This window comes from Curtobacterium pomorum, from assembly GCF_044497295.1.
GTDB lineage: Bacteria > Actinomycetota > Actinomycetes > Actinomycetales > Microbacteriaceae > Curtobacterium.
Genome location: NZ_CP172409.1, coordinates 2,985,246 through 3,006,270, shown reverse-complemented (window position 1 = coordinate 3,006,270; position 21,025 = coordinate 2,985,246). Strand labels below are relative to the sequence as shown.

At 70.7% G+C, this 21,025-nt stretch carries 18 protein-coding genes; 6 read left to right on the top strand and 12 right to left on the bottom strand.

Features of this window, described 5'->3' with window-relative positions:
• Positions 1 to 103: 103 nt before the first annotated feature.
• Entirely contained in the window at positions 104 to 1,360 is a 1,257-nt protein-coding gene (locus ACGH48_RS14335; protein WP_396289062.1) for an ROK family protein, read from the top strand.
• Here the strand turns inward: ACGH48_RS14335 and ACGH48_RS14330 are convergent.
• Positions 1,266 to 1,979 (bottom strand): NUDIX hydrolase, encoded by a 714-nt coding sequence (locus ACGH48_RS14330; protein ID WP_396289061.1) that lies wholly within the window; start codon positions 1,977 to 1,979, stop codon positions 1,266 to 1,268. The genes ACGH48_RS14335 and ACGH48_RS14330 overlap by 95 nt on opposite strands.
• Before the next feature lie 206 nt (positions 1,980 to 2,185).
• On the opposite strand from ACGH48_RS14330, the gene ACGH48_RS14325 reads away from it, so the two are divergent.
• The gene (locus ACGH48_RS14325) at positions 2,186 to 2,737 is read left to right on the top strand and encodes a hypothetical protein (protein ID WP_396289059.1); all 552 of its coding nucleotides are present in this window, start codon (positions 2,186 to 2,188) and stop codon (positions 2,735 to 2,737) included.
• A gap of 62 nt (positions 2,738 to 2,799) precedes the next feature.
• Positions 2,800 to 2,967: a hypothetical protein gene (locus ACGH48_RS14320; protein ID WP_396289058.1), complete on the top strand. Its 168-nt coding sequence runs from the start codon at positions 2,800 to 2,802 to the stop codon at positions 2,965 to 2,967.
• A 99-nt stretch (positions 2,968 to 3,066) separates the two neighbouring features.
• Here ACGH48_RS14320 and ACGH48_RS14315 read toward each other — a convergent pair whose 3' ends face one another.
• The 11 genes from ACGH48_RS14315 to ACGH48_RS14265 all read right to left on the bottom strand — a co-directional run bounded on the left by ACGH48_RS14315 (position 3,067) and on the right by ACGH48_RS14265 (position 18,610).
• Positions 3,067 to 4,056 (bottom strand): family 16 glycosylhydrolase, encoded by a 990-nt coding sequence (locus ACGH48_RS14315; RefSeq protein WP_396289057.1) that lies wholly within the window; start codon positions 4,054 to 4,056, stop codon positions 3,067 to 3,069.
• 275 nt (positions 4,057 to 4,331) lie between these two features.
• Positions 4,332 to 5,525 carry an alpha-hydroxy acid oxidase gene (locus tag ACGH48_RS14310; protein WP_123314099.1) on the bottom strand — a complete coding sequence of 398 codons (1,194 nt, stop codon included), beginning with the start codon at positions 5,523 to 5,525 and terminating at the stop codon, positions 4,332 to 4,334.
• A 128-nt stretch (positions 5,526 to 5,653) separates the two neighbouring features.
• On the bottom strand, positions 5,654 to 7,129 hold the full coding sequence (locus tag ACGH48_RS14305; protein ID WP_396289056.1) for a rhamnulokinase family protein: 1,476 nt from the start codon (positions 7,127 to 7,129) through the stop codon (positions 5,654 to 5,656).
• A 4-nt stretch (positions 7,130 to 7,133) separates the two neighbouring features.
• Positions 7,134 to 9,218, bottom strand: coding sequence for a bifunctional aldolase/short-chain dehydrogenase (locus tag ACGH48_RS14300; protein WP_396289055.1), 2,085 nt, complete (start codon positions 9,216 to 9,218; stop codon positions 7,134 to 7,136).
• A gap of 4 nt (positions 9,219 to 9,222) precedes the next feature.
• Entirely contained in the window at positions 9,223 to 10,395 is a 1,173-nt protein-coding gene (gene rhaI / locus ACGH48_RS14295; RefSeq protein ID WP_123314001.1) for an L-rhamnose isomerase, read from the bottom strand.
• 167 nt (positions 10,396 to 10,562) lie between these two features.
• Entirely contained in the window at positions 10,563 to 12,890 is a 2,328-nt protein-coding gene (locus ACGH48_RS14290; RefSeq protein ID WP_396289054.1) for a family 78 glycoside hydrolase catalytic domain, read from the bottom strand.
• A gap of 120 nt (positions 12,891 to 13,010) precedes the next feature.
• Positions 13,011 to 13,889, bottom strand: a complete 879-nt coding sequence (locus ACGH48_RS14285) for a carbohydrate ABC transporter permease (protein ID WP_123313999.1) — start codon at positions 13,887 to 13,889, stop codon at positions 13,011 to 13,013.
• Positions 13,886 to 14,821: a carbohydrate ABC transporter permease gene (locus tag ACGH48_RS14280; RefSeq protein ID WP_260233136.1), complete on the bottom strand. Its 936-nt coding sequence runs from the start codon at positions 14,819 to 14,821 to the stop codon at positions 13,886 to 13,888. Before ACGH48_RS14280 ends, ACGH48_RS14285 begins: the two co-directional genes overlap by 4 nt.
• A 4-nt stretch (positions 14,822 to 14,825) precedes the next feature.
• On the bottom strand, positions 14,826 to 16,175 hold the full coding sequence (locus ACGH48_RS14275) for an ABC transporter substrate-binding protein (protein ID WP_396289052.1): 1,350 nt from the start codon (positions 16,173 to 16,175) through the stop codon (positions 14,826 to 14,828).
• Positions 16,176 to 16,466: 291 nt separating this feature from the next.
• Positions 16,467 to 17,552: a LacI family DNA-binding transcriptional regulator gene (locus ACGH48_RS14270; protein ID WP_396289051.1), complete on the bottom strand. Its 1,086-nt coding sequence runs from the start codon at positions 17,550 to 17,552 to the stop codon at positions 16,467 to 16,469.
• A 47-nt stretch (positions 17,553 to 17,599) separates the two neighbouring features.
• Positions 17,600 to 18,610, bottom strand: coding sequence for a LacI family DNA-binding transcriptional regulator (locus ACGH48_RS14265; RefSeq protein ID WP_340197573.1), 1,011 nt, complete (start codon positions 18,608 to 18,610; stop codon positions 17,600 to 17,602).
• 234 nt (positions 18,611 to 18,844) lie between these two features.
• On the opposite strand from ACGH48_RS14265, the gene ACGH48_RS14260 reads away from it, so the two are divergent.
• From ACGH48_RS14260 to ACGH48_RS14250, 3 genes are read left to right on the top strand one after another with little or no spacing between them, the layout of a single operon-like run.
• A complete protein-coding gene (locus ACGH48_RS14260) occupies positions 18,845 to 20,200 on the top strand; it encodes an MFS transporter (RefSeq protein ID WP_340197572.1) in 1,356 nt (451 codons plus the stop codon).
• Positions 20,197 to 20,538 carry an L-rhamnose mutarotase gene (locus tag ACGH48_RS14255; protein WP_123313995.1) on the top strand — a complete coding sequence of 114 codons (342 nt, stop codon included), beginning with the start codon at positions 20,197 to 20,199 and terminating at the stop codon, positions 20,536 to 20,538. Before ACGH48_RS14260 ends, ACGH48_RS14255 begins: the two co-directional genes overlap by 4 nt.
• A 21-nt stretch (positions 20,539 to 20,559) precedes the next feature.
• Positions 20,560 to 20,991 carry a DNA methylase gene (locus ACGH48_RS14250; protein ID WP_123291978.1) on the top strand — a complete coding sequence of 144 codons (432 nt, stop codon included), beginning with the start codon at positions 20,560 to 20,562 and terminating at the stop codon, positions 20,989 to 20,991.
• Positions 20,992 to 21,025 lie beyond the last annotated feature (34 nt).

The following is a 21,025-nucleotide window of genomic DNA, read 5'->3' as shown; positions in this document are numbered from 1 at the left end:
CCTGCCGTTCCGTCCTGCGATCGGCTCCGATGTCGACCGCGAGACTAAATCTAGCGACAAAATCTAATTACGCAAGGAACTCGTGGCGCGATAAGGTCACGGCATGCCGCCACCCCGCCGAACGAGCGCCGAGACACTGCTCGCGCACGCCTTCGACGCCGGCGCCTTCACCGCGACCGAGGCCATCGACGCCACCGGTCTGACCCGCTCGACCGTCCTGGCCGCGTGCGAGGAACTCGTCCGGCTCGGCTGGCTCCACGAGCTCGACGACGCCCGTGCCGCCGGGGAGTACCGGATCGGGCGGCCCGCCCGCCGCTACGAACTCGACACCGCCGCCGGGGTCGTCGTCGGCGTGGACGCCGGGCAACACCGGATCACCGCCTTCGTCGCCGACCTGCGCGGCACCGTGCTCGGTCGCGCCGAGGGGGCGCTCGGTGAATCGGGGCTCGAGGTCCCCGTCCGGCTCGCGGTCCTCGCCGACACCGTGGACGACGCGCTCGCCGCCGCCGGTGTCGACCGCTCCCGCATCCTGGTCACCGTCGTCGGCATCCCCGCGCCGGTCGACGCCGGCGGCGCATCGCCGGATGACGGCGGCTTCTGGGACCGGATGAACCCGGGCTTCGCCGACGCCGTCCCGCACGGCCGCGTCGTCGTCGAGAACGACGCGAACCTCGCCGCGCTCGCCGAGCGGCCGTCGTCGGGGGATGCGTCGTTCGCCGCACTGCTCTCCGGCGAGCGGTTCGGCAGCGGCCTCGTGGTCGACGGTGTGCTGCTCCGGGGTGCCCACGGCGGCGCGGGGGAGATGCGCGTGCTCGACATCGTCCAGGGGGTCGGGTCGTCGGACGGCATCGGCGCCACGGCGCGGACGCTGGTCGCCGAGGCCGTCGCGGCGGGCGACGTGCGGCCGGGCAGCCTGCTCGCCCTGGACGACGGCGCCTCCGCCGTGTTCCGAGCGGCGCAGGACGGCGACACCGTGGCGCTGGCGATCGTCGACCGCCTCGGCGACCGGCTGGCCCGTGTCTGCGTCCTGCTCGCGAGCCTGCTCGACATCGACCGCGTGGTGGTCGCCGGTGCGATCGCCCAGCCTGCGGTCGCCGTCATCGACCGGGCGCGTGCGCTGCTCGACGGGTGGCACTTCGACCCCGTGCCCGACCTGGTGGCCTCCACGCTCGGTGGCGACGTCGTCGTCATCGGGGCCGTCGCCCACGCGGTGGACGCCGTCCGTGCTGATCCGCTGTCGTTCCCGCTGGTCGACCCTGCTGTCGTCAGTGCCGACGGTCGAGGGGAAGCTCCCGCGTCCGGTCCCAGTCCTCGGTCCACCCGAGCCGGTCGAACAGCGCATCCAGCAGCATCGCGGTGAACCCCCACACCAGGTGACCGTCGTCGTCGGGGTGCTCGCTGTCCTCCGCATCGACCGTGAAGCCCGGCCCGCGCCACTGCTGACCACCGCGTCGGATCACCGTGACCCCGCGGTTCGCCGGGTCGAGCAGGTCCGCCACGGGCACCCGGAAGACCGCGGCCGACTCGCGCTCGTCGACGACCCGGATCGGGGACGGCTCGCGCCACCAGCCCAGCACCGGGCGGACCAGGTGGTTCGAGAACGCCAGCGGCACCGCGGGCAGCGTGCCGAGGACCTCGACGCCCGTCGGGTCGAGCCCGGTCTCCTCGCGCGCTTCACGGAGGGCGGCGGCGACCGCGTCGGCGTCGCCCGGATCGATCCGCCCGCCGGGGAACGCGACCTCGCCCGGGTGTGCGCGCAGGGTCGTGGCGCGAGCGAGCAACAGGACGTCGAGGTCGCGGGGCACGTCGGCGGCGACGGCGGGGCGGTCGCTGGGGGTGCGGTCGAGTGCGCCGAAGAGCATCAGGACGGCAGCGTGCCGCGGGGTGGTCGTGCCGCCGGGTTCGACGGGAGGCTCGGCGTCGCCCCATCCGGTCGCCGCGACCCTCGCCAGTGCCGCCCGTGCGCGCCCATCGTCCATCACCCGCCCACCCTAGGCGTGCCCCTGCTTCGTGAGCAGAAATGGTCGAGTCCCGAATCGACACTCGACCATTTCTGCTCACGAAGTTGCCGGAGAGGCCCTGATCGGCGCCACCCAGCGCAGTCCGGGACGTTCAGTCGGCTCCCGGACGCCGTCGGCATGGTGGAGGAACCGAGAACCACTTGAACAATCGTGGAGGACACACCGTGGACCGCTTCCGACGACTCCCGCTGCCGGCCCTGCTGCCCATCGTGTTCGTGCTCGTGGGTGGGCTCTACTTCGTCATCGGCTTCGCCTCGAACCCCGACGGCGGCGAACTGGCTGCTCGCGCGATCGCGTCGCTCTTCTACGCGGTCCTCATGACGATCTTCTTCGGCTTCCTCATCGCCTACCGCCGGCGTCGAGCTGGCGGGACGGAGACCGCGGCCGCCATCCAACGCGCCGTCCGCACCGGCGAGCTGCCGGACGACGTCGACCACGTCGTGTGGACCCGCGAGCTCGAGTCCACCCGCAATCGGTACCGGAACAACCGGGTCATCGTGCCGATCATGGTCGTCGTCTTCGCAGCCTTCTCGGTCTGGGCAGCCCTGACGGTCAGTCCGTTCTGGTGGGCGATCCTGGTGCTGTTCGTGGGGATGTGTGCGTACTCCGTCTGGGAGACCCGCCGGGCGCTGCGGAACATCGAGCAGCTGCTCACCACCCTGCGCGGAACCTGGACCGTTCCCGAGCCGAGCGCTCCGCAGTTCGACCCGCGGTGAGCGGCGAGCGAGGAGCCGGCCCGCGGCGCGATGGTGGCGGTTCCGGCAGCCGGATGATCGGCGTGGGCCTCGTCATCATCGCGATCACGCTCGTCGTGTTCGGGGTGTCCTCGAGCACGGAGGATGCGGGCTCGGCCGGTCGAGGGGCGACGCTCATGGTCGTCGGATTCCCTGCCGGAGCCGTCGCGATCGTCATCGGTGTCGTGCAGCTCAGCCGCGGCCGGCGCTGACGACGTCCATCGTCCCGCAGCTCAGCCGCCCGGTGAGCAGAAGACGTCGGGTCCCTGGTGGGAACCCGACGTCTTCTGCTCACTGGGTGGGCCGAGCGCTCACTCCGTGGTGGACACCCAGTCGATGAGCAGGTTGCCCTGGTCGCCCCAGTTGCCGACCTGGAACATGAAGCGGTGCGGGGTCGTCGGCACGTCGTGGGTGACGGTGTCGAGGACCTTGCCGTCGACGCTGTAGGTGACCGACTCGCCGGGCACCCAGTCCACCGTGTAGGTGTGCCAGTCGCGCCACGAGACGCCGGTGCCGATCTGGACGCGGTCGGCTTCCTTGCCCGGGGTCATCGAGTGGTGGAAGGCCGAGGGGCTGTCCTCGAAGTTGCCCTCGGGGAAGTCGATCTCGCCGTCGGACCAGGTGCCCGACGTCGGCCACAGCATGAAGGCCGCGCCGTTGCCGTCGCCACCGGTGGCCTTGGCGCGGACGGAGAACGAGCCGCCGACGTGGTCCCAGGCTCCGGCCGAGGACCCGAAGGTGCCGGCTGCCCCGGCACCGGTGCCGAGGGCGACGTCCATCACGCCGTCGTGCACCGAGACGGTCTTGCTCGGTGCGTAGATGCCGGAGGTGCCGTCGGGGTAGGGCTGCCACGACTGCGGGTAGAGCCGCGAGACGAGGCCGGTCACGGCGTCGGTGGTGAAGTCCTCGACGAACGAGGCGACCGGCGCAGCGGCTGCGTCAGGAGTCTCGGCGACCTCGTCCTGCGGTTCAGCCGAGCCCTCGGCCTCTCCGTCGGACGAAGGCTCGTTCGACGGAACTGCTGCCTCGGGTTCTGCGGTCGGGGTGGTGTCCTCGATCGGCGCGGCCTCGGCGTTCGGCGCGGGCGTCTCCGTCGGCGTCGTGTCCGACTCTTCGTCGTCCGACGGGGCCGGGGTCGCGGTGTCCGAGGGGGTGGGGGTCGGGGTCACCGGGGCGTGGTGCCCGTGGCGGTGTCCGCCCCAGCCCCACCAGCTGTCGGCGGAGGCAGCGGAGGCGGTGGGGACTCCGAGTGCCAGGCAACCGGCGGTCGCGGCCGCCAGGATCGCGCGACGGCGGCTCATCGGGTGTGCCGTTCGGTGGTGGAGGTGATGGGCGTGGTGGTCGCGGGGGTCGTGCCGCGCATGGGCGTGCACGTGCTTCGGGTCGAGATGTCGGGCTCCTCGTGGTGCTCGGGCGCAGGATGCGGGGAGGGGACGGCGCGCCAGGGGGCAGGATGCCGAGGGGTTCGGTGACGCGTCCACGGACATCTTGCATCATTTGTGCCCCGTTCGGGGGTAATCGCCCGAATCGGCAGTCGAACGCGCGGTGAACGGCGGGCAGCCCGCAGCCCGCAGCCTCAGCCGCGCGGTACCGGCTGCAGCCGCTGCAGCTGCGTCACGTGCCCGGGCTCGAGCTCGTCGAGCGACGTGACCCCGAGCAGCCGCATCGTGCGCTCGATCTGCTCCGACAGGATCTGGATCATCCGGTCGACGCCGGCCTCGCCGCCCGCCATCAGCCCGTACAGGTACGCCCGGCCGACCATGGTGAACTTCGCACCGAGCGCCACGGCGGCGACGATGTCCGCGCCGGACATGATGCCGGTGTCGAGGTGCACCTCGGTGTCCATGCCGACCTCCTTGACCACGGAGGGCAGCAGGTGGAACGGCACGGGTGCCCGGTCGAGCTGGCGTCCGCCGTGGTTCGACAGCGTGATCCCGTCGACGCCCATCTCGGCCAAGCGCTTCGCGTCCGCCAGGGACTGCACGCCCTTGACGACGACCTTGCCCTTCCACTGGTCGCGGATCCAGGCGAGGTCCTCGTAGGTGACGGTGGGGTCGAACATGTGGTCGAGGAGCTCCCCGACGGTGCCGGACCACCGGTCGAGCGACGCGAAGGCCAGCGGCTCGGTGGTCAGGAAGTCGAACCACCACCACGGTCGCGGGATGGCGTTCAGCACGGTCCGGGCGCTCAGCTGCGGCGGGATCGAGAACCCGTTCCGCTTGTCCCGCAGGCGCGCGCCGGCGACGGGCACGTCCACGGTGACGAGCAACGTGTCGAACCCGGCCTTCTCGGCGCGGGAGACCAGCGCCATCGACTTCTCGCGGTCCTTCCACATGTACAGCTGGAACCAGTTGCGACCGTGCGGGTTGGCGTCGCGGACGTCCTCGATGGCGGTGGTGCCCATGGTGGAGAGCGAGAACGGGATGCCCGCGCGTCCGGCTGCCCGGGCGCCGGCACGCTCGCCCTCGGTCTGCATCATGCGCGTGAACCCGGTGGGGGCGATGCCGAACGGATACGCGACCGGCGCACCCAACACCGAGCGCGAGGTGTCCACGGACGAGACGTCGCGCAGGATCGCGGGCGTGAACTCGATGTCCTCGAACGCCTGGCGGGCGCGGGCGAGCGAGATCTCGGCCTCGGCGGCGCCCTCGGTGTAGTCGAACGCGGCCTTCGGCGTGCGTCGGGCGGCGATGTCGCGCAGGTCCCAGATCGTCAGCGCCGACTCGAGCCGCTGTCGCCGACCCGGCAGCGAGGGCTTCTTGAACTGCATGAGCGGTGCGAGGTCCCGCACCGTCGGCAGCTGCCGCTTGATCGGTGTCCGCCGGGTCGACGGTGCCCCGGGGGTCGCTGCCGGAGCCCCGGTCGCGGGGTCGACTCGGTGCTGGTCGTCGATCGAGGTCATACAGACATCCTACGTCTCGGAGTGGATTGTGGGGAGGTGTGATCGGCCCGAGGGGTGTACCGGACGGGCTCGACGGTGCGGGCGATCGTCGCGCGCAGGGCCTCGAGCGACGCTCCACCCAGGCCACCGAGTCCGGCGGCCCGCGCCTGCACGAGGATGTTGCCGAGCGCCGTCGCCTCGACGGGCCCGGCCAGGACGGGCAACCCGGTGCGGTCGGCCGTCAGCTGGCAGAGCAGCCGGTTCTGCGATCCGCCACCGACGATGTGCACCTGTCGGACGTCTTTGCCCGTGATGGCACCGATCGTCGTGAGGGTGTCCGCGTACGCGGTGGCCAGCGACTCGAGGATCGACCGCACGAACTCGGCCCGCGACGCGGGCGCGCTCAGCCCGTGTGCGCCGCACCACGCGGCGATGCGCGCGGGCATGTCGCCAGGGGCCGTGAACGACTCGTCCGCGGGGTCGAAGACGGGGACCGGGGCGGTGACGGCCGCGGCGGAGGCGAGCAGGGCCTCCAGGTCGAGCGAAGCGCCACCACGCTCCCAGGTGCGGACGCTCTCGGACAGCAACCACAGTCCGGACACGTTCTTGAGGAAGCGGACGCGGCCGTCGACCCCGCCCTCGTTGGTGCAGTTCGCGTCGCGCGCCGCGTCCGACAGGACGGGTGCGTCGAGCTCGACGCCGACGAGTGACCAGGTGCCCGACGAGATGTACGCGAAGTCCGGTTCGGTCGCGGGGACCGCGACGACGGCCGACGCGGTGTCGTGCGAGCCGACGAGCGTGACGGGCGCGGTGCCGCCGACCAGGTCGGCGACGGCGGGCAGCAGGTGCCCGAGTCGGTCGCCCGGGTCGCGCAGGGTGGGCAGGAGGCCGGCCGGGAGGCCCGCAGCAGCCCGCAGCGCCGGATCCCACCCGCGGGTGGTCGCGTTCAGTGCCCCGGTCGTCGACGCGTTGGTGCGCTCGGCCGCCTCGACACCGGTGAGCCAGTAGCCGAGCAGGTCGGGGATGAGCAGCGCGCGCTGCGCGAGCTGCAGGGACGGGTCGGCGGCGAACTGGAACACCGTGTTGAAGGGCAGGTGCTGCAGACCGCTCCGGGCGTACAGCTCCGCTGCGTCCAGCCGCTCGTGCACGGCCTCGACACCGCCCTCGTGCCGCTCGTCGCGGTAGTGGGAGGGCAGTCCGAGCAGCCGGCCGTCGCGGAGCAGTCCGTAGTCGACCGCCCACGAGTCGATGCCGATGCTGACGATCTCGGGGTGCGCGGCGAACGCCTGACGGAGGCCGTCGGTCACCTGCCGGTACAGCTCCACGACGTCCCAGTGCAGGGCCTCGCGATCGTGCTCGTGCAGGGCGACGGGACCGTTCGGGAACCGGGCGACGTGCTCCATCCGGACGCCGGCGGTGTCGACGTGGCCGAGGATCACCCGGCCGCTCGTCGCCCCGAGGTCGACGGCGGCGACGGTGCCGCTGTTCGTCATGTGACTACCTCAGGAACGCCGCGGCGACGCCGGCGTCGACGGGCACGTGCAGTCCGGTCGTGTGCGAGAAGTCGTCGGTGCAGATGGCGTAGACGGCGTTCGCGACGTTCTCGGGCACGACCTCGCGCTTGAGGATCGTGCGCTGGGCGTAGAACGCGCCGAGGTCCTGTTCCTCGATGCCGTAGGTCTTCGCGCGGTTCGCACCCCAGCCGCTCGCGAAGATCCCCGAGCCGCGGACGACGCCGTCGGGGTTGATCCCGTTGACGCGGACGCCGTGCTCGCCGAGTTCGGCCGCGAGGAGTCGGACCTGGTGCGCCTGGTCGGCCTTCGTCGCCGAGTAGGCGATGTTGTTCGGGCCGGCGAACACCGAGTTCTTCGACGAGATGTAGACGATGTCGCCGCCGAGGCCCTGCTCGATGAGGACCTTCGCCGCAGCCTTGGACACCAGGAACGAGCCCTTCGCCATGACGTCGTGCTGCAGGTCCCAGTCCTGTTCGGTGGTCTCGAGCAGGCTCTTGCTGAGCGACAGCCCCGCGTTGTTGACGACGAGGTCGAGGCCGCCGAAGTGCAGGAGTGTCTGCTGGACCGCCTGGTCGATCGCGGCGGCGTCGGTGACGTTCGCCGCGACGCCGATCGCCTGGTCGGTGTTCCCGATCTCGGCGGCGGCTGCCTGCGCCTTCGCCAGGTCGAGGTCGGCGATGACGACCGCGGCGCCCTCGGCGGCCAGGCGCTTCGCGATCGCCTTGCCGATGCCGCTCGCGGCGCCGGTGACCAGGGCGATGCGAGTGGCGAGCTTCTCGGGGGCGGGCATGCGCTGCAGCTTCGCCTCTTCGAGGGCCCAGTACTCGATCCGGAACTTCTCGGCCTCGTCGATGGGGGCGTAGGTGCTGAGCGACTCGGCGCCGCGCATGACGTTGATCGCGTTGACGTAGAACTCGCCGGCGACGCGGGCGGTCTGGGCGTCCTTGCCGTACGAGAACATCCCGACGCCGGGGACCAGCACGATGAGCGGGTCGGCACCGCGGATGGCGGGGCTCGTCGCGTCGGCGTGGCGGTCGTAGTACGCCTGGTAGTCCGCGCGGTACTGCTCGTGGAGTTCGTGCAGGCGGGTGCTCTGCTCCTCGACGGCGGCCGTGGCCGGCAGGTCGAGGATGAGCGGCTTGACCTTGGTGCGCAGGAAGTGGTCCGGGCAGCTGGTGCCGAGCGCGGCGAGTTCCTCGGCGCGCGAGGCCGCCAGGAAGTCGAGGACGACGTCGCTGTCGGTGAAGTGCCCCACCACCGGCTTGTCGTGGCCGGCGATGCCGCGGATGGTCGGGGCGAGGGCGGCGGCGCGTGCGTGGCGTTCGTCGGTCGGCAGCGCCTCGAAGCCTGCTCGGGGCTCTCCGAACGGGTCGGCCTTCCCGTGCTCCGCGATGTACTGCTCGGCGGTGTCGATGATCCAGCGCGAGTTCGCCTCGGCCTCGTCGCTCGTGTCACCCCAGGCCGTGATGCCGTGGCCGCCCAGGACCGTCCCGATCGCCTGGGGGTTGTCCCGCTTGATCGCGGCGATGTCGAGCCCGAGCTGGAACCCCGGTCGGCGCCACGGCACCCACACCACCTTGTCGCCGAAGATCGTCGCCGTCAGGGCCGGACCGTCCGCCGCCGTGGCGATCGCGATGCCGGCGTCCGGGTGCAGGTGGTCGACGTGTGCGGCGTCGACCAGGGCGTGCATCGCCGTGTCGATGGACGGGGCGGCACCACCCTTGCCGTGCAGCGTGTAGTCGAACGCGGCGACCATCTCGTCCTCGCGCTCGACGCCGGGGTAGACCGCCTGGAGCGCACGGACGCGGTCGACGCGCAGGACTGCGAGGCCCGCCGGGGTGAGGGTGCCGAGGTCGCCCCCGGAGCCCTTCACCCAGAGCAGCTCGACCGGTTCGCCGGTCACCGGGTCGGTCGCGGTGCCCTTCGCCGAGGTGTTGCCGCCCGCGTAGTTCGTGATCCGCGGATCCGAGCCGAGCGCGTTCGAACGCGCGATGAGCGCCCTGATCGTCTCGTCTGCATCGGTGCGCTGCGTTGCGGGGTCCACCCGTGCCTCCAGTGTGTGTGTCATGTGTCTACGCGCCCCAGCCGGCCTGGACGCCGCCGACGCGGTCCTCGGCGATCGACTGCTGGTAACCCGACTCCAGGTACGCGCGCATCGGGTTCGCCGGCAGGCCGCGGGACTCGCGCCAGGCCGCGAGGTCTGCTCGGACGTCGGTCTGGTACGCGTCCATGAAGACCTCGTTCGCGCCGAGGACGTCGTGCGCCTCCTGCGCGGCCGTCAGGGCGACGCGGTCGAGGAGCAGCGCCCGGGCGGTCATCTCCTGCACGTTGAGCACCGAGCGGATCTGCCCGGGGATCTTGTCCTCGATGTTGTGGCACTGGTCGAGCATGAACGCGACGTCGGGGTTGTCGTAGCCGCCGCCACGGATGACCTCGACCAGGATGCGGAACAGCTGGAACGGGTCAGCGGCACCCACGATCAGGTCGTCGTCGGCGTAGAAGCGCGAGTTGAAGTCGAAGCTGCCGAGCTTGCCGAGGCGCAGGAGCTGCATCACGATGAACTCGATGTTCGTGCCGGGAGCGTGGTGGCCGGTGTCGAGGCAGACCATCGCCTTGTCGCCGAGCGCCGACGTCTGCACGTAACTCGTGCCCCAGTCCGGCACGTCGGTGTGGTAGAACGACGGCTCGAAGAACTTGTACTCGAGCACCAGGCGCTGGTCGGCACCGAGGCGGTCGTAGATCGTGCTGAGCGACTCGTGCAGGCGGTCCTGGCGTTCACGCATGTCGGCCTGGCCGGGGTAGTTCGAGCCCTCGGCGAGCCAGATCTTCAGGTCGCGGCTGCCGGTGGCGTCCATCACGTCGATGCAGCGCAGGTGGTGGTCGATCGCCTTCTGCCGGATGCTCGCGTCCGTGTGGGTGAGGGCGCCGAACTTGTAGTCGTCGTCCTGGAACGTGTTCGAGTTGATCGTCCCGAGCGCGACGCCGTGCTCTTCCGCGTGGCGCTTGAGGTCGCTGAAGTCGTCGACGAGGTCCCAGGGGATGTGCAGTGCCACGGTCGGGGCGAGGCCCGTGTACTCGTGCACCTTGGCGGCGTCGGCGATCTTCTCGTAGGGGTCGCGCGGGGTGCCGGGCGTGCTGAACACCTTGAAGCGGGTGCCGGAGTTGCCGAAGGCCCAGCTGGGCAGCTCGATCTGCTGTCGTGCGAGCTGGTCGGCGATGCCGGCGAAGGTCGGTGTCGATGTCATCGTGTCACTTCCTCGTGTGCGATTGAATCGTTTCATACAGTACGGCGCGCGGCGGGTCGCCGCAACCGTGTGGTGCCGTGGGCGGGGCGGTGTGGGGGAACCAGGTTCCGGACACCGCACCACGCACTTCCGCGGTGCTGTGTCCGGAACCTGGTTCCGGCAGCTCCCTACTCGGCGGGGACGGCAGCAGGCGCGCGCAGCTCGTGCGTCCCGCCGCCGAGCCGCTGCTCCGCGGCACCCGGCAGGCGCACCACCGCGGTGACCCCCTCGGGCACCTCGGCCCGCACCAGGAGCTCACCGTCGACGAGCTCCCACCGCACCGCGATGTGCCCGTGCACCGAATCGAGCGAGGTCGACGCCCACGTCAGCCCACCGCCCGGCTGCGGCGCGATCAACACGGAGGAGTACCCCGGCTCGAGCGCCGACAGGCCGCCCACCACCCGGTGCATCCAGTCCGCCACCGCCCCGAGCGCGTAGTGGTTGAACGAGGTCATCTCACCCGGGTTGATGGTGCCGTCCGGCAGCATCGAGTCCCAGCGTTCCCACACCGTCGTCGCACCCATCGTCACCGGGTACAGCCACGACGGGCACTCCGTCTGCAGCAGCAGCCGGTACGCGTCGTCGAGGTGGCCGGTCTGCGTCAGCGCGTCGGTGATGAACGGCGTGCCCGCGAAGCCCGTCGAGATCCGGTACCCGGACTGCTCGGCCAGCTCCGCCAGGCGGTCGCCCGCCCGGCGCTCGTCGTCCTCGTCGAGGATGCCGAACACGATCGCGAGCGCGTAGACGGTGGTGCAGTCGCTCCGGATGCGGCCGTCGGTCACGTAGTGCTGCCGGAACGCGGCCTGGAGGCCCGTGGCGAGCTCCTCGGCTTCCGTCGCCTCCGCCTCGTGGCCCGTCAACCGCGCCGCCTGCGCCACCAGGGTCGCGCTGCGGTACGCGCACGCCGTCGCGACGACGCCCGGGTCGGCCTTCGCCTTGGCGGCGTCCTCCGGCGGGGCGTCCGGGTCGAGCCAGTCGCCGAACTGGAAGACGGTGTCCCACAGGCCCTCGGGTGACAGGTGGCCCTTGATCCGGCGGAGGTGTGCCGTCATCGAGTCGAGCTGCTCCTCGAGCACCGCGGTGTCGCCGTACGCCTGGTACAGGGTCCACGGCACCCACACGCCGGCGTCCGACCAGATGGCGGTGGCGTCCGGGGTGCCGAAGTCCTCGGCGGGGGAGTACTTCAGCACGTCCGGCACCACGAACGGGATGACACCGTCGGCGTGCTGCTGCTCGAGCCACACGTCACGCAGCCAGTCGCCCAGGAAGGCGCGGGTGTCGAACAGGTACGACGCCGTCGGTGCGAACGCGGCGATGTCGCCCGTCCAACCGAGGCGCTCGTCGCGCTGCGGGCAGTCGGTCGGGACGCTCAGGAAGTTGCCCTGCATGCCCCGGACGACGTTGTCGTGGAACGTGTTGAGCAGTTCGTGGCTGGACGCGAACGTGCCCGTGCGGGTCAGGTCGGAGCCGACCTGCACCGCGGTGACCGCTGTGCGGAGTTCGTCGAGCGTGCCGGTCCACCCGTCGACCTGGGCGTACCGGAAGCCGTGGAAGGTGAAGCGGGGCTCGAACACGTCCGGGGCGCCGGAACCGTCCGCGCCGCTGCCGCTCAGGGTGAAGTGGTCCGTGGCCTTCGCGGTGCGCAGCGGCCGGGTGCCGAGCTCGTCGTGTTCGAGCACCTCGGCGTGCTTGAGGGTCAGCACCGTGCCGGCGGGACCCGAGGCGACCACGCGGAGCCAGCCGACCAGGTTGACCCCGAAGTCGATCAGCGTGGCGCCGGACGGGCTCGTCCAGACGTCGACGGGGGCGATCTCGGCGAGCGGCCGGACCGGCGGCACGGTGTCGGCGACGAGTTCGCGCTCGCCGATGTCGACGGTGCGCACGGCGCTCGTGCGTCCCTCGTGGCCGTCGATGCTCGGTGTCGTGACCTCGCCGGGCGTCAGGAACGACCCGTCGCGCAGCCGGGCGTCGATGTCCTCGCCGTCGTACAGCTGGTCGGCGGTGATCGCGCTGGACAGGGCCTGCCAGTCCGTGTCGGTGGCGACGAGCTGTTCGTGGCCGTCGGCGAAGGTGATGCGGAGTTCGGCGAACCCGGCGGGCTCGTCGGCGTACCAGCCGCCGCCACCACCCCAGGCGAGCCGACCGGCGGCCCAGCCCTTGCCGAGCACGAGCGCGAGCACGGCGGCGCTGCCGGCGGCCGTGTCGGTCAGGTGGGCCGTGACGTCGTGCGAGACGACGCGGATGCGCCACTCGTAGCTCGTCCACCCCGGTTCGAGCAGGTGGTCGGAGACGCGTTCGCCACCGAGCCACGCCTCGACGACGCCGAGGGCACTGACGTCGAGGGTCGCCCCGGTGACGGCGCCGTGGCCGTCGTCGAGCGTGAACTCCCGGCGCAGGATCGGTGCGCTCCCGAGGTCGGCGTCGCTCGTGATGAACGGAGCTGTCCAGGCGGTCATGTGGTGTGTCCTTTCACGCGACCGGTCGTCGTCGACCGGTGCGGGGTCGTGGGCCCGGCCGTCTGCCGGGGTGGGTCGACCCGGCGGAGGCGGGTCGCGCCTCCTGGCCGGGGTGGGCGGTCAGCCCTTGACGGCGCCGCTGGTCATGCCGGCGACGATCTGGCGGTTGAAGAAGACGTAGAGGATGAGCGGCGGGATCGTGATGAGCAGGACGTCGGTGAACAGCAGGTTGAGCTGGCTGACCGACTGGCTCTGGAACGCGTAGAGCGTCTGCTGCACCGTGGCGTTCTCGGACCCCGGCAGGAAGTACAGCGGGTTCGTGAAGTCGTTGAACACCGTGACGGACTGCACGAGCACGACCGTGATGATGACCGGCTTGAGCAGCGGCAGCACGACACCGAAGAACAGCCGGACCGGGCCGGCACCGTCGAGGACGGCCGCCTCGTCGAGCTCCTTCGGGATCGTCGCGACGAACGCCCGGAACAGCAGGATGCAGAACGACAGGCCGAAGGTCGCCTCGATGAGGATCATCCCGCCCATGGTCTTGAACAGGTTCAGCCCCTGCAGCACCCAGATCGTGGGCACGATCGCCGGCGGCACGATGAGGCCCGCCAGGACGAAGAAGTTGATCACGCCGTTCCACTTGCTCGGACGACGCTGCAGCACGTAGCCGACCATCGCGGAGAACACGACCATCACGGCCACGCTGCCGACGGTCAGGACCGCGCTGTTCAGGAACGCGCGGACGATCACGCCGTCGCCGGAGCCGAACACGGCCTGCAGGTTCTGCCAGAGCTGCCACTCGGTCGGCAGGCTGAAGCCGAGCTGGTTCGCCTCGGCCGGGTTCTTCGCGGCCTGCAGCAGGACGAAGACGAACGGCACCAGGAAGACCACGAAGCTCACGACGATGGCGATCGTGCCGATGATCCACCGGCGGGTCCGGCCCGGGTGGCGGTGCTTCGTCGGGGTGCTGACGCGGGGGCTGGTGAGCGTGGTCACAGTTCCGCCTCCTTGCGGTTCAGGAGCCACGAGATCGGGACCATGATCGCTGTCACGACCACGAACAGGACCACGTTGCCGGCGGTCGACAGGCCGTAGAACCCGGCCTGGTACTGCTTGTAGATGACGCTCGCGATGACGTCACTGGTGAACCCTGGCCCACCGCCGGTCATCGCCCAGATCAGGTCGAAGGACCGCAGCCCGCCGATCAGCGACAGGATGATGACGGTGCCCATCGCGGGACGCGACAGCGGCAGGGTGATGTTCCGGAAGATCGACCACGCGCTCGCGCCGTCGACCCGTGCGGCCTCGAAGTACTCCTGCGGGATCGCCACGATGCCGGCGATGAAGATGAGCGTCGCGATGCCGACGCCCTTCCAGACGTCCACCGCGGCGACGCTCCACAGGGCGAGGGCCGGGTCGGTCAGCCACCCCGGAGTGGGGAGGCCGACCGAACCGAGCACGCCGTTGATGATCCCGTGGAACGGGTCCATCAGCGCCTTGAACGTGATGCCGATGCCGATCGTCGACACGAGCACCGGGAAGAACACGACCGCCCGCAGGTAGCCGCGCCCCAGCACGGGCGACGTGAGGAGCAGGGCGAGGGCGAGTCCGATGACCACCTTCGCCGCGCTCGTCACGAAGCCGTACTGGAACGTGTGCACGAACCCGGAGACGAGCTGCGGGTCCTGGAAGAAGCGGACGAAGTTGTCGAACCCGATGAAGGTCTGGTCGAACAGCGTCCAGCGGGTGAGGGAGAAGTAGAACCCGGCGAAGGTGGGGACCGCGAAGAACACGACGTACAGCGCGATCGCGGGGATGAAGAACCACGCGGGGTAGAACGAGCGCATCCGCTTGCGCGCGGGTCCGGCCCCGCCGGAGCCCGCTCGGGTCTTCGCCGGCTCGAGTGCCGTCGTGAGGGTCGCGGTCACCGTGTCACCAGCCCTTGATGCCGAGCTGCTGTGCCTGCTGGACGACGTCGTCGTCGTACTGGTCAGCACCCTTGGCGGCGTTCGTGATGCCGGAGCCGACCTGCACGCAGATCTTCTCGAGGTTCGGGCCCTTGATCGGCGACAGGAACTCGAGCGCCGGGCTCGCCTTGCCGTCGTCGAGGTACTTCTGCAGGTCGTCGATCATCGGGGGCACGTCGTCCGGCAGTGAGCAGGTCGAGATGACGTACGGACCACCGGGCGTGCCGGTGTCGTTCTGCACCTTGCAGCCGTCGGCCGAGTTCGCGAAGGCGATGAACTTCTTCGCCGCGGCGAGCTCGTCGCCCTCGGTGGTCTTCGGGATGTACAGGCCGTTCGGCTCCCAGATGGTCAGGTTCGTGTCGTCGGCGTCCTCGGCCGGCAGCGCGAATGCTCCGATGTCCTTGACCGCGTCGGGGCTGTCCTGCTGCAGGGTCGAGATCGCGTTCGTCAGCATCGGGTACTGCGCCCCGGTGCCGTCGGCGAGCATCTTCAGACCGTTCGCCTGCGTGGCCGAGGCGTAGTCCTCGTTGTAGAGGTCCTTGTCCTTGCCCTCGGCCAGGTGGTCGAAGCCGGCGAGAGCGGGCTCGTCGGCGTAGGACTCCTTGTTGGCGGTGTAGTTGTCCGCCCAGTCCTCGTCCTGTGCCGTGATGTTCGCGAAGTCGCCGAGCACGAACAGCTGGCTGGTCCAGGTGTCGCCGTACGTCTGGATGATCGGGGCGACCTTGCCGGCGTCCTTGATCTTCTCGCTGTTGCTGATGAACTCGTCCCAGGTCGTGGGGACGCTGAGTCCGAGGTCGGCGTAGACCTTCTTGTTGTACATGACGCCGCCACCGAAGCTCGTACCGAAGGGTGCGCCGTAGAGGCCCTTGTCGGTGCTGACGACCTTGGTGAACTGCTCGTCGACGTCCTTCGTCCAGCTCTCGTCGGATAGGTCCACCAGGGTGTTGTCCGGGTTGAGGGCCTGCATGAGCGAACCGGAGTTGTAGTTGAAGACGTCGGCCATCTCGCCGGTCGACAGCTGGGTCTTCACCAGGTTGTCGCCGTCGGTGCCCTGCGGGCGGGTGTCGAACTTGACGGTGATGTCCGGGTTGGCCTTCTCGAACGCCTCGATGAGCGGCTTCGCGGTGGCGGCCGTCGCGGGCGAGTTGTCGGCCTGGTAGGTGATCTGGACCTTGCCGCCGCCTTCGTCGGCGGAGCCGCCGGACGAACACGCCGCGAGCCCGCCGATCAGGACCGTCGCGCCGCCGATGGCGACAAGCCGTTTGACGACCGCGCGCTTGGTGAGCGTCCTCGTGGTCAGGGAACGAGCTGACATTCCTTACCTCCTCGTAAGGCCCGGGGCGGGGTACCCCGGGTGAAACGGACCCGGATCCCGCGTCGTCGTGGGCTCCGGTTGCTGCTGTTTAGAACGTTTCAATCAGGATGGAACCACGTCGATTGAAGCGTGTCAATCGCTGCGTCGATTTCGTTACGGGAACGCGCACGCCGCGCACCGCAACCCCCCCCATCCGCGAAAGCGACACCGTGCCGCGAACTGTTCGCGTGGATCTGTCGCGTTGCCGGGCCAGACGGTGTCCCGAGCCGCGGGACTGTCGCTTTCGGGCGCTCAGGCCTCGGTGCGGCGCGGGTCGCTCGGTGGCGCCGTGCGCGCGGCTGCTGCACCTGCGCGGCCGAGCGTGCTCTCGCGGGGGACGAGCTCACTGCCGAGCACGACCGCGCGGTGGACGTGCATCGGGTCAATGAGTTCCTCGAGCAGGAGCTCGACGGCGGCCGCGCCCATCTCCGCACCGTGCATCGTGACCGAGGTCAGCGGCACGGCGCCGCCCCACGCCACCGAGTTGTGGTCGCACCCCGACACCGGGATGTCCTCCGGCACGCGGATGCCGGCAGCTCGGAGCTCCGAGACGACCGCCATCGCGAGCAGGTCCGTGACGCCCAGGACGCCGTCGGGGCGTTCGTCCGCCGGCATCGCGGCGATCCGGGACCCGGCGTGCGTGCCGCCGGGCGGGTCGATGTCACCGGCGTCGATGTCCACGAGTTCCACCCCGGGGTGGCCCGCGATCGCCCGGAGCACGCCGGCGCGGCGGAGCGCGACCGGCTGCAGCTCGGCGCGGGCGCTCACGAAGCCGATGCGTCGGCACCCGCGGGCGATCAGGTGCTCGGCGGCGAGGAACCCCGCCTGTTCGTTGTCGACGACGACGGAGCAGGCATCGACCGTCGTCGGCGCGAAGTTGACGTAGACGACCGGACGACCGTGCCGGCGGGTGAGCTCGACCTGGTCGCGCGACTCGGTCATCGAGGCGAGCAGGATGCCGGACACCCGAGCGCTCTCGAGGTACGCGAGGTGTTCGCCCTGCGCCTGCAGGTCGTCCTCGCTGCTCGCGATCAGGAGCGTGAACCCCCGCTTCCGGGCCGCGAGCTGCGCCCCGTTCACCATGTCGCTGAACAGCGAGTTCCGGAGCGACATCACGACGAGTCCGATCGAACGGCTGCTGCCGGAGGCGAGCACCCGGGCGTTGCGGTTCGGCGTGTACCCGAGTTCGGCGATCGCGTCGTGCACACGAGCGGCGGTGGATTCGGCCACCCGCTCGGGGTGGTTCAGGACGTTCGAGACCGTCGCGAGCGAGACGCCCGCGCGAGCAGCGACGTGGTGCACGCTCGGCGGGCCGTCACGCCGGGGGACATGCACCATGCTCCGATCGTAGGCCGCAGCGGCGGTCGCTCCGCGCTGGGGCTCGGCTACGCGTCGGCGACGGAGGACTGCCGGACCACGAGCTCCGGCGTGAACTCGACGTGCTCGAGGTCGATGTCCTGCCCGAGCTCGACCTGCTTCGTCAGCAGCTCGATCGCCTGACGCCCGAGGTCCTGTGCCGGCTGGCGCACCGAGGTCAACGGGACGACGGCCGCTTCGGCGAAGGCGATGTCGTCGTAGCCCACGATCGCGATCTCCTCCGGCACCGCGATCGTGCCCCGCATGATGAACGCCTGTTCGAGGCCCACCGCCAGCAGGTCGTTCGCCGCGAAGACCGCGTCCGGCCGTTCGGCACGCGGCCGTGCCTGGAGTGCTTCGCCGACACGACGCCCTTCGAGCACGGACAGCGACGCGGTCGGCAGGACCTCGAGCCCGATGCCCGCTGCCCGAGCCGCCGACAGTGCCCCGGCGTGCCGGTCGGCCACCTGGCGGATGCTGGACGGGCCGCCGACGAACGCGATGCGCGTCCGCCCGGTGGCAGCGAGGTGCTCGACCGCGATGCGGCCGCCCGCGACGTCGTCGACGGAGACCGAGGCGAAGTGCTCGTCGTCGGCGCGGCGGTCGACGAGCACCACCGCGGTGCCCTGGTCGCGCAGACGGGCGAGTCGGGACAGGTCGTCACCGGCGGGGGAGATGAGCAGACCCGCGACCCGGCGTTCCTCGAACAGGTCGACGTAGGTGCGTTCGCGGTCGGTGGACTCGTCGGAGTTGCCGATGAGGACCGCCAGCCCCTTGTCCATCGCAGCGTCTTCGGCGCCGCGGGCGACGTCGGTGAAGAACGGGTTGCCGCCGTCGAGCACGATCAGGCCGACGGTGGAGCTGCGTCCGGCCCGGAGTTGCCGCGCGGAGTCGTTGCGGACGAACCCGAGCGTGGCGATGGCCGACTGCACCCGGTCCACCGTGGTCGGGGCCACCTTGTCCGGGCGGTTCAGGACGTTCGACACCGTCCCGAGGGACACGCCGGCGAGCGCTGCCACCTCTCGCACACTCACCGCCATGTGGCCATCCTGGCATCGGGGCGGTCCGCGCGGTCGGCCCGCGCCGTGATCTGTGGAAAACGGCGGACGGGAGGCGCGGTGCGGGCTGGACCCGGGCCTCCCGTCCGGTGGGTGGGCAGGTCCACCGCACGGTGCTGGATCGTGGGTGCGGACTTGCCAACGCCCGCCGGGGCGCACTATCGTCTCGCTGTCCCGTTGAAACGATTCACCGACGAACACGCGAACGGAGGACCAATGGCGGTCCGCATCGGAGCCCGGAGCACCACGGGCTGGAAGGCGACCGTCTCGGTCGCCATGTCGAACTACATCGAGTCGGGGTCGATCATCGCGATCGCCACGAGCCTCAGCCTGTGGCAGGCGCAGTTCCACGTCGGCGACCTCGAGGTCGGCCTCCTGGCGAGCCTGTCCGCCAACGCGTTCGGCGCTGCCGCCGGCGCCATCATCGGCGGGCCCCTGTGCGACCGCTACGGCCGGAAGTTCATCTACACCTACGACCTGCTGCTCTACATGCTCGGCATCCTGCTCGCGGTGTTCGCCGGCAGCTACGGCATGCTGCTGGTCGGCTTCATCCTGACCGGCATCGCGGTCGGCGCCGGCGTCCCCGCGAGCTGGACCTACATCGCCGAGCAGGCACCAGCGGACAAGCGGGCCGCCCACGTCGGCACCGCGCAGCTCGCCTGGTCGATCGGCCCGATGGTCGGGTTCGCGCTGGCCATCGCCGCCGCGCCACTCGGACTGCTCGGCAGCCGGCTCATCTTCGCGCACCTGTTCGTCGTCGCCGCCGTCGTCTGGTGGCTCCGCCGCGGGCTGCCGGAGTCGGCGATCTGGAAGGACGAACGCGCCGCGACCGGCACGGCGAACTTCTTCCACGGGATCACCCAGCTGTTCAGTCGGCGCAGGAACCTGACCGCGATGCTGTTCCTGTTCGGCGTCTACGCGCTCTGGAACACCGTCGCCGGGCAGGCCGGCATCTTCCAGCCGCGGGTGTACTCGGCCACCGGGGTCACGAGCGTCACCGAGCAGTACGGCCTGCAGATCCTGGTGTGGGGGTGCACCGTGGCCGCGACGTACTTCGGCTTCATGCGCTACGGCGACCGGGTCAGTCGACGGCTGCTGTTCGCCCTCGGCGCGGTGCTCGCGATCGTCGCCTGGGCCGTCCTGATCTACGCACCGGCGAACCTCGGGACGCTGCTGTTCTTCGCGATCACGTGGGGTGTGTCGTCGGGCATCGGTGCGCAGGCGTTCTACGGCCTCTGGACGAGCGAGCTCTTCGCCACCCGGTACCGGGCCAGTGCGCAGGGGGTGCTCTTCCTCGCCGCGCGGGTCATGGTGGGACTGCTGAGCATCTGGTTCCCGCTGCTCCTGTCGGACATCGGGCTCCGCGCGCTCGGCGGGCTCATCCTCGGGCTGCTCGCCATGTCGTTCCTGGTCGGCACGATCTGGGCGCCCCGCACGCAGGGCAGGACGCTCGAGGCCATCGAGGCCGAGCGGTACGGCACCGTGACCACCGTCACCGGCACCGTGCGCACCGCCGACGAACGAGCCGTCCGGGAGGCCGAGCAGCGTCGGCGCGCCGAGGCCGACCGGTGACGCGGGTCTGCTTCCGACTCCAGGTGCAGGCCGAGCACCTGGACGCCTACCGCGAGCGGCACGCCGCGGTCTGGCCGGCGATGCTCCGGGCGATCGAGGCGGCCGGACGGCGGAACTACTCCCTGTTCCTCGACGACGACGGCCTGCTGATCGGCTACTACGAGACCGACTCGGTGACCGATGCCGACGCGTCGCTCGCGGCGTCCGAGGTCGCAGCCGCGTGGGAGGCGCACATGCGGGACCTGTTCGACGGTGCCACGGGTCGGGCGGACCAGACCGCGCGGGTGCTGCCCGAGGTGTTCAACCTGGAGGACCAGCTTGCGGCCGCCGCGGAGTGAGGAGCGGGTAGCGTCCGGTCCATGGCCGACGTGACCCACGCCGCGGACCTCGGGATCGACCTGTCCGACGGCAAGCCCCAACAGCTCTACCGGTGGTTCCTCGCGAGCATGCTCTTCGGCCGGCCCATCCGGCAGGAGCAGGCGGCGGCGACCTACCGCGTCCTCATCGACCACGGGTTCACCAGCCCGGGGAAGTTCGCGGGCGCCGGACGCGAGCAGCTGCGGAGGGTTCTGGACGAGGGCGGCTACGCGCGGTTCGACTACCAGATGACCGATGCCCTGCACGAGACGATGCACACGCTCGACGCCGACGAGGGCTCCGTGTCGCACCTGGTGAAGACCGCGGCGTCGCGGAAGGACCTGCGCGAGCGACTCGCCGCGCTCAAGGGGATCGGTCCGAAGACGATCGAGATCTTCCTGCGGGACATCCCGGACGCGGTGCTGCCGGACTGACCGCAGGTGCTCACGGAGCGCCGACGAACCGCCC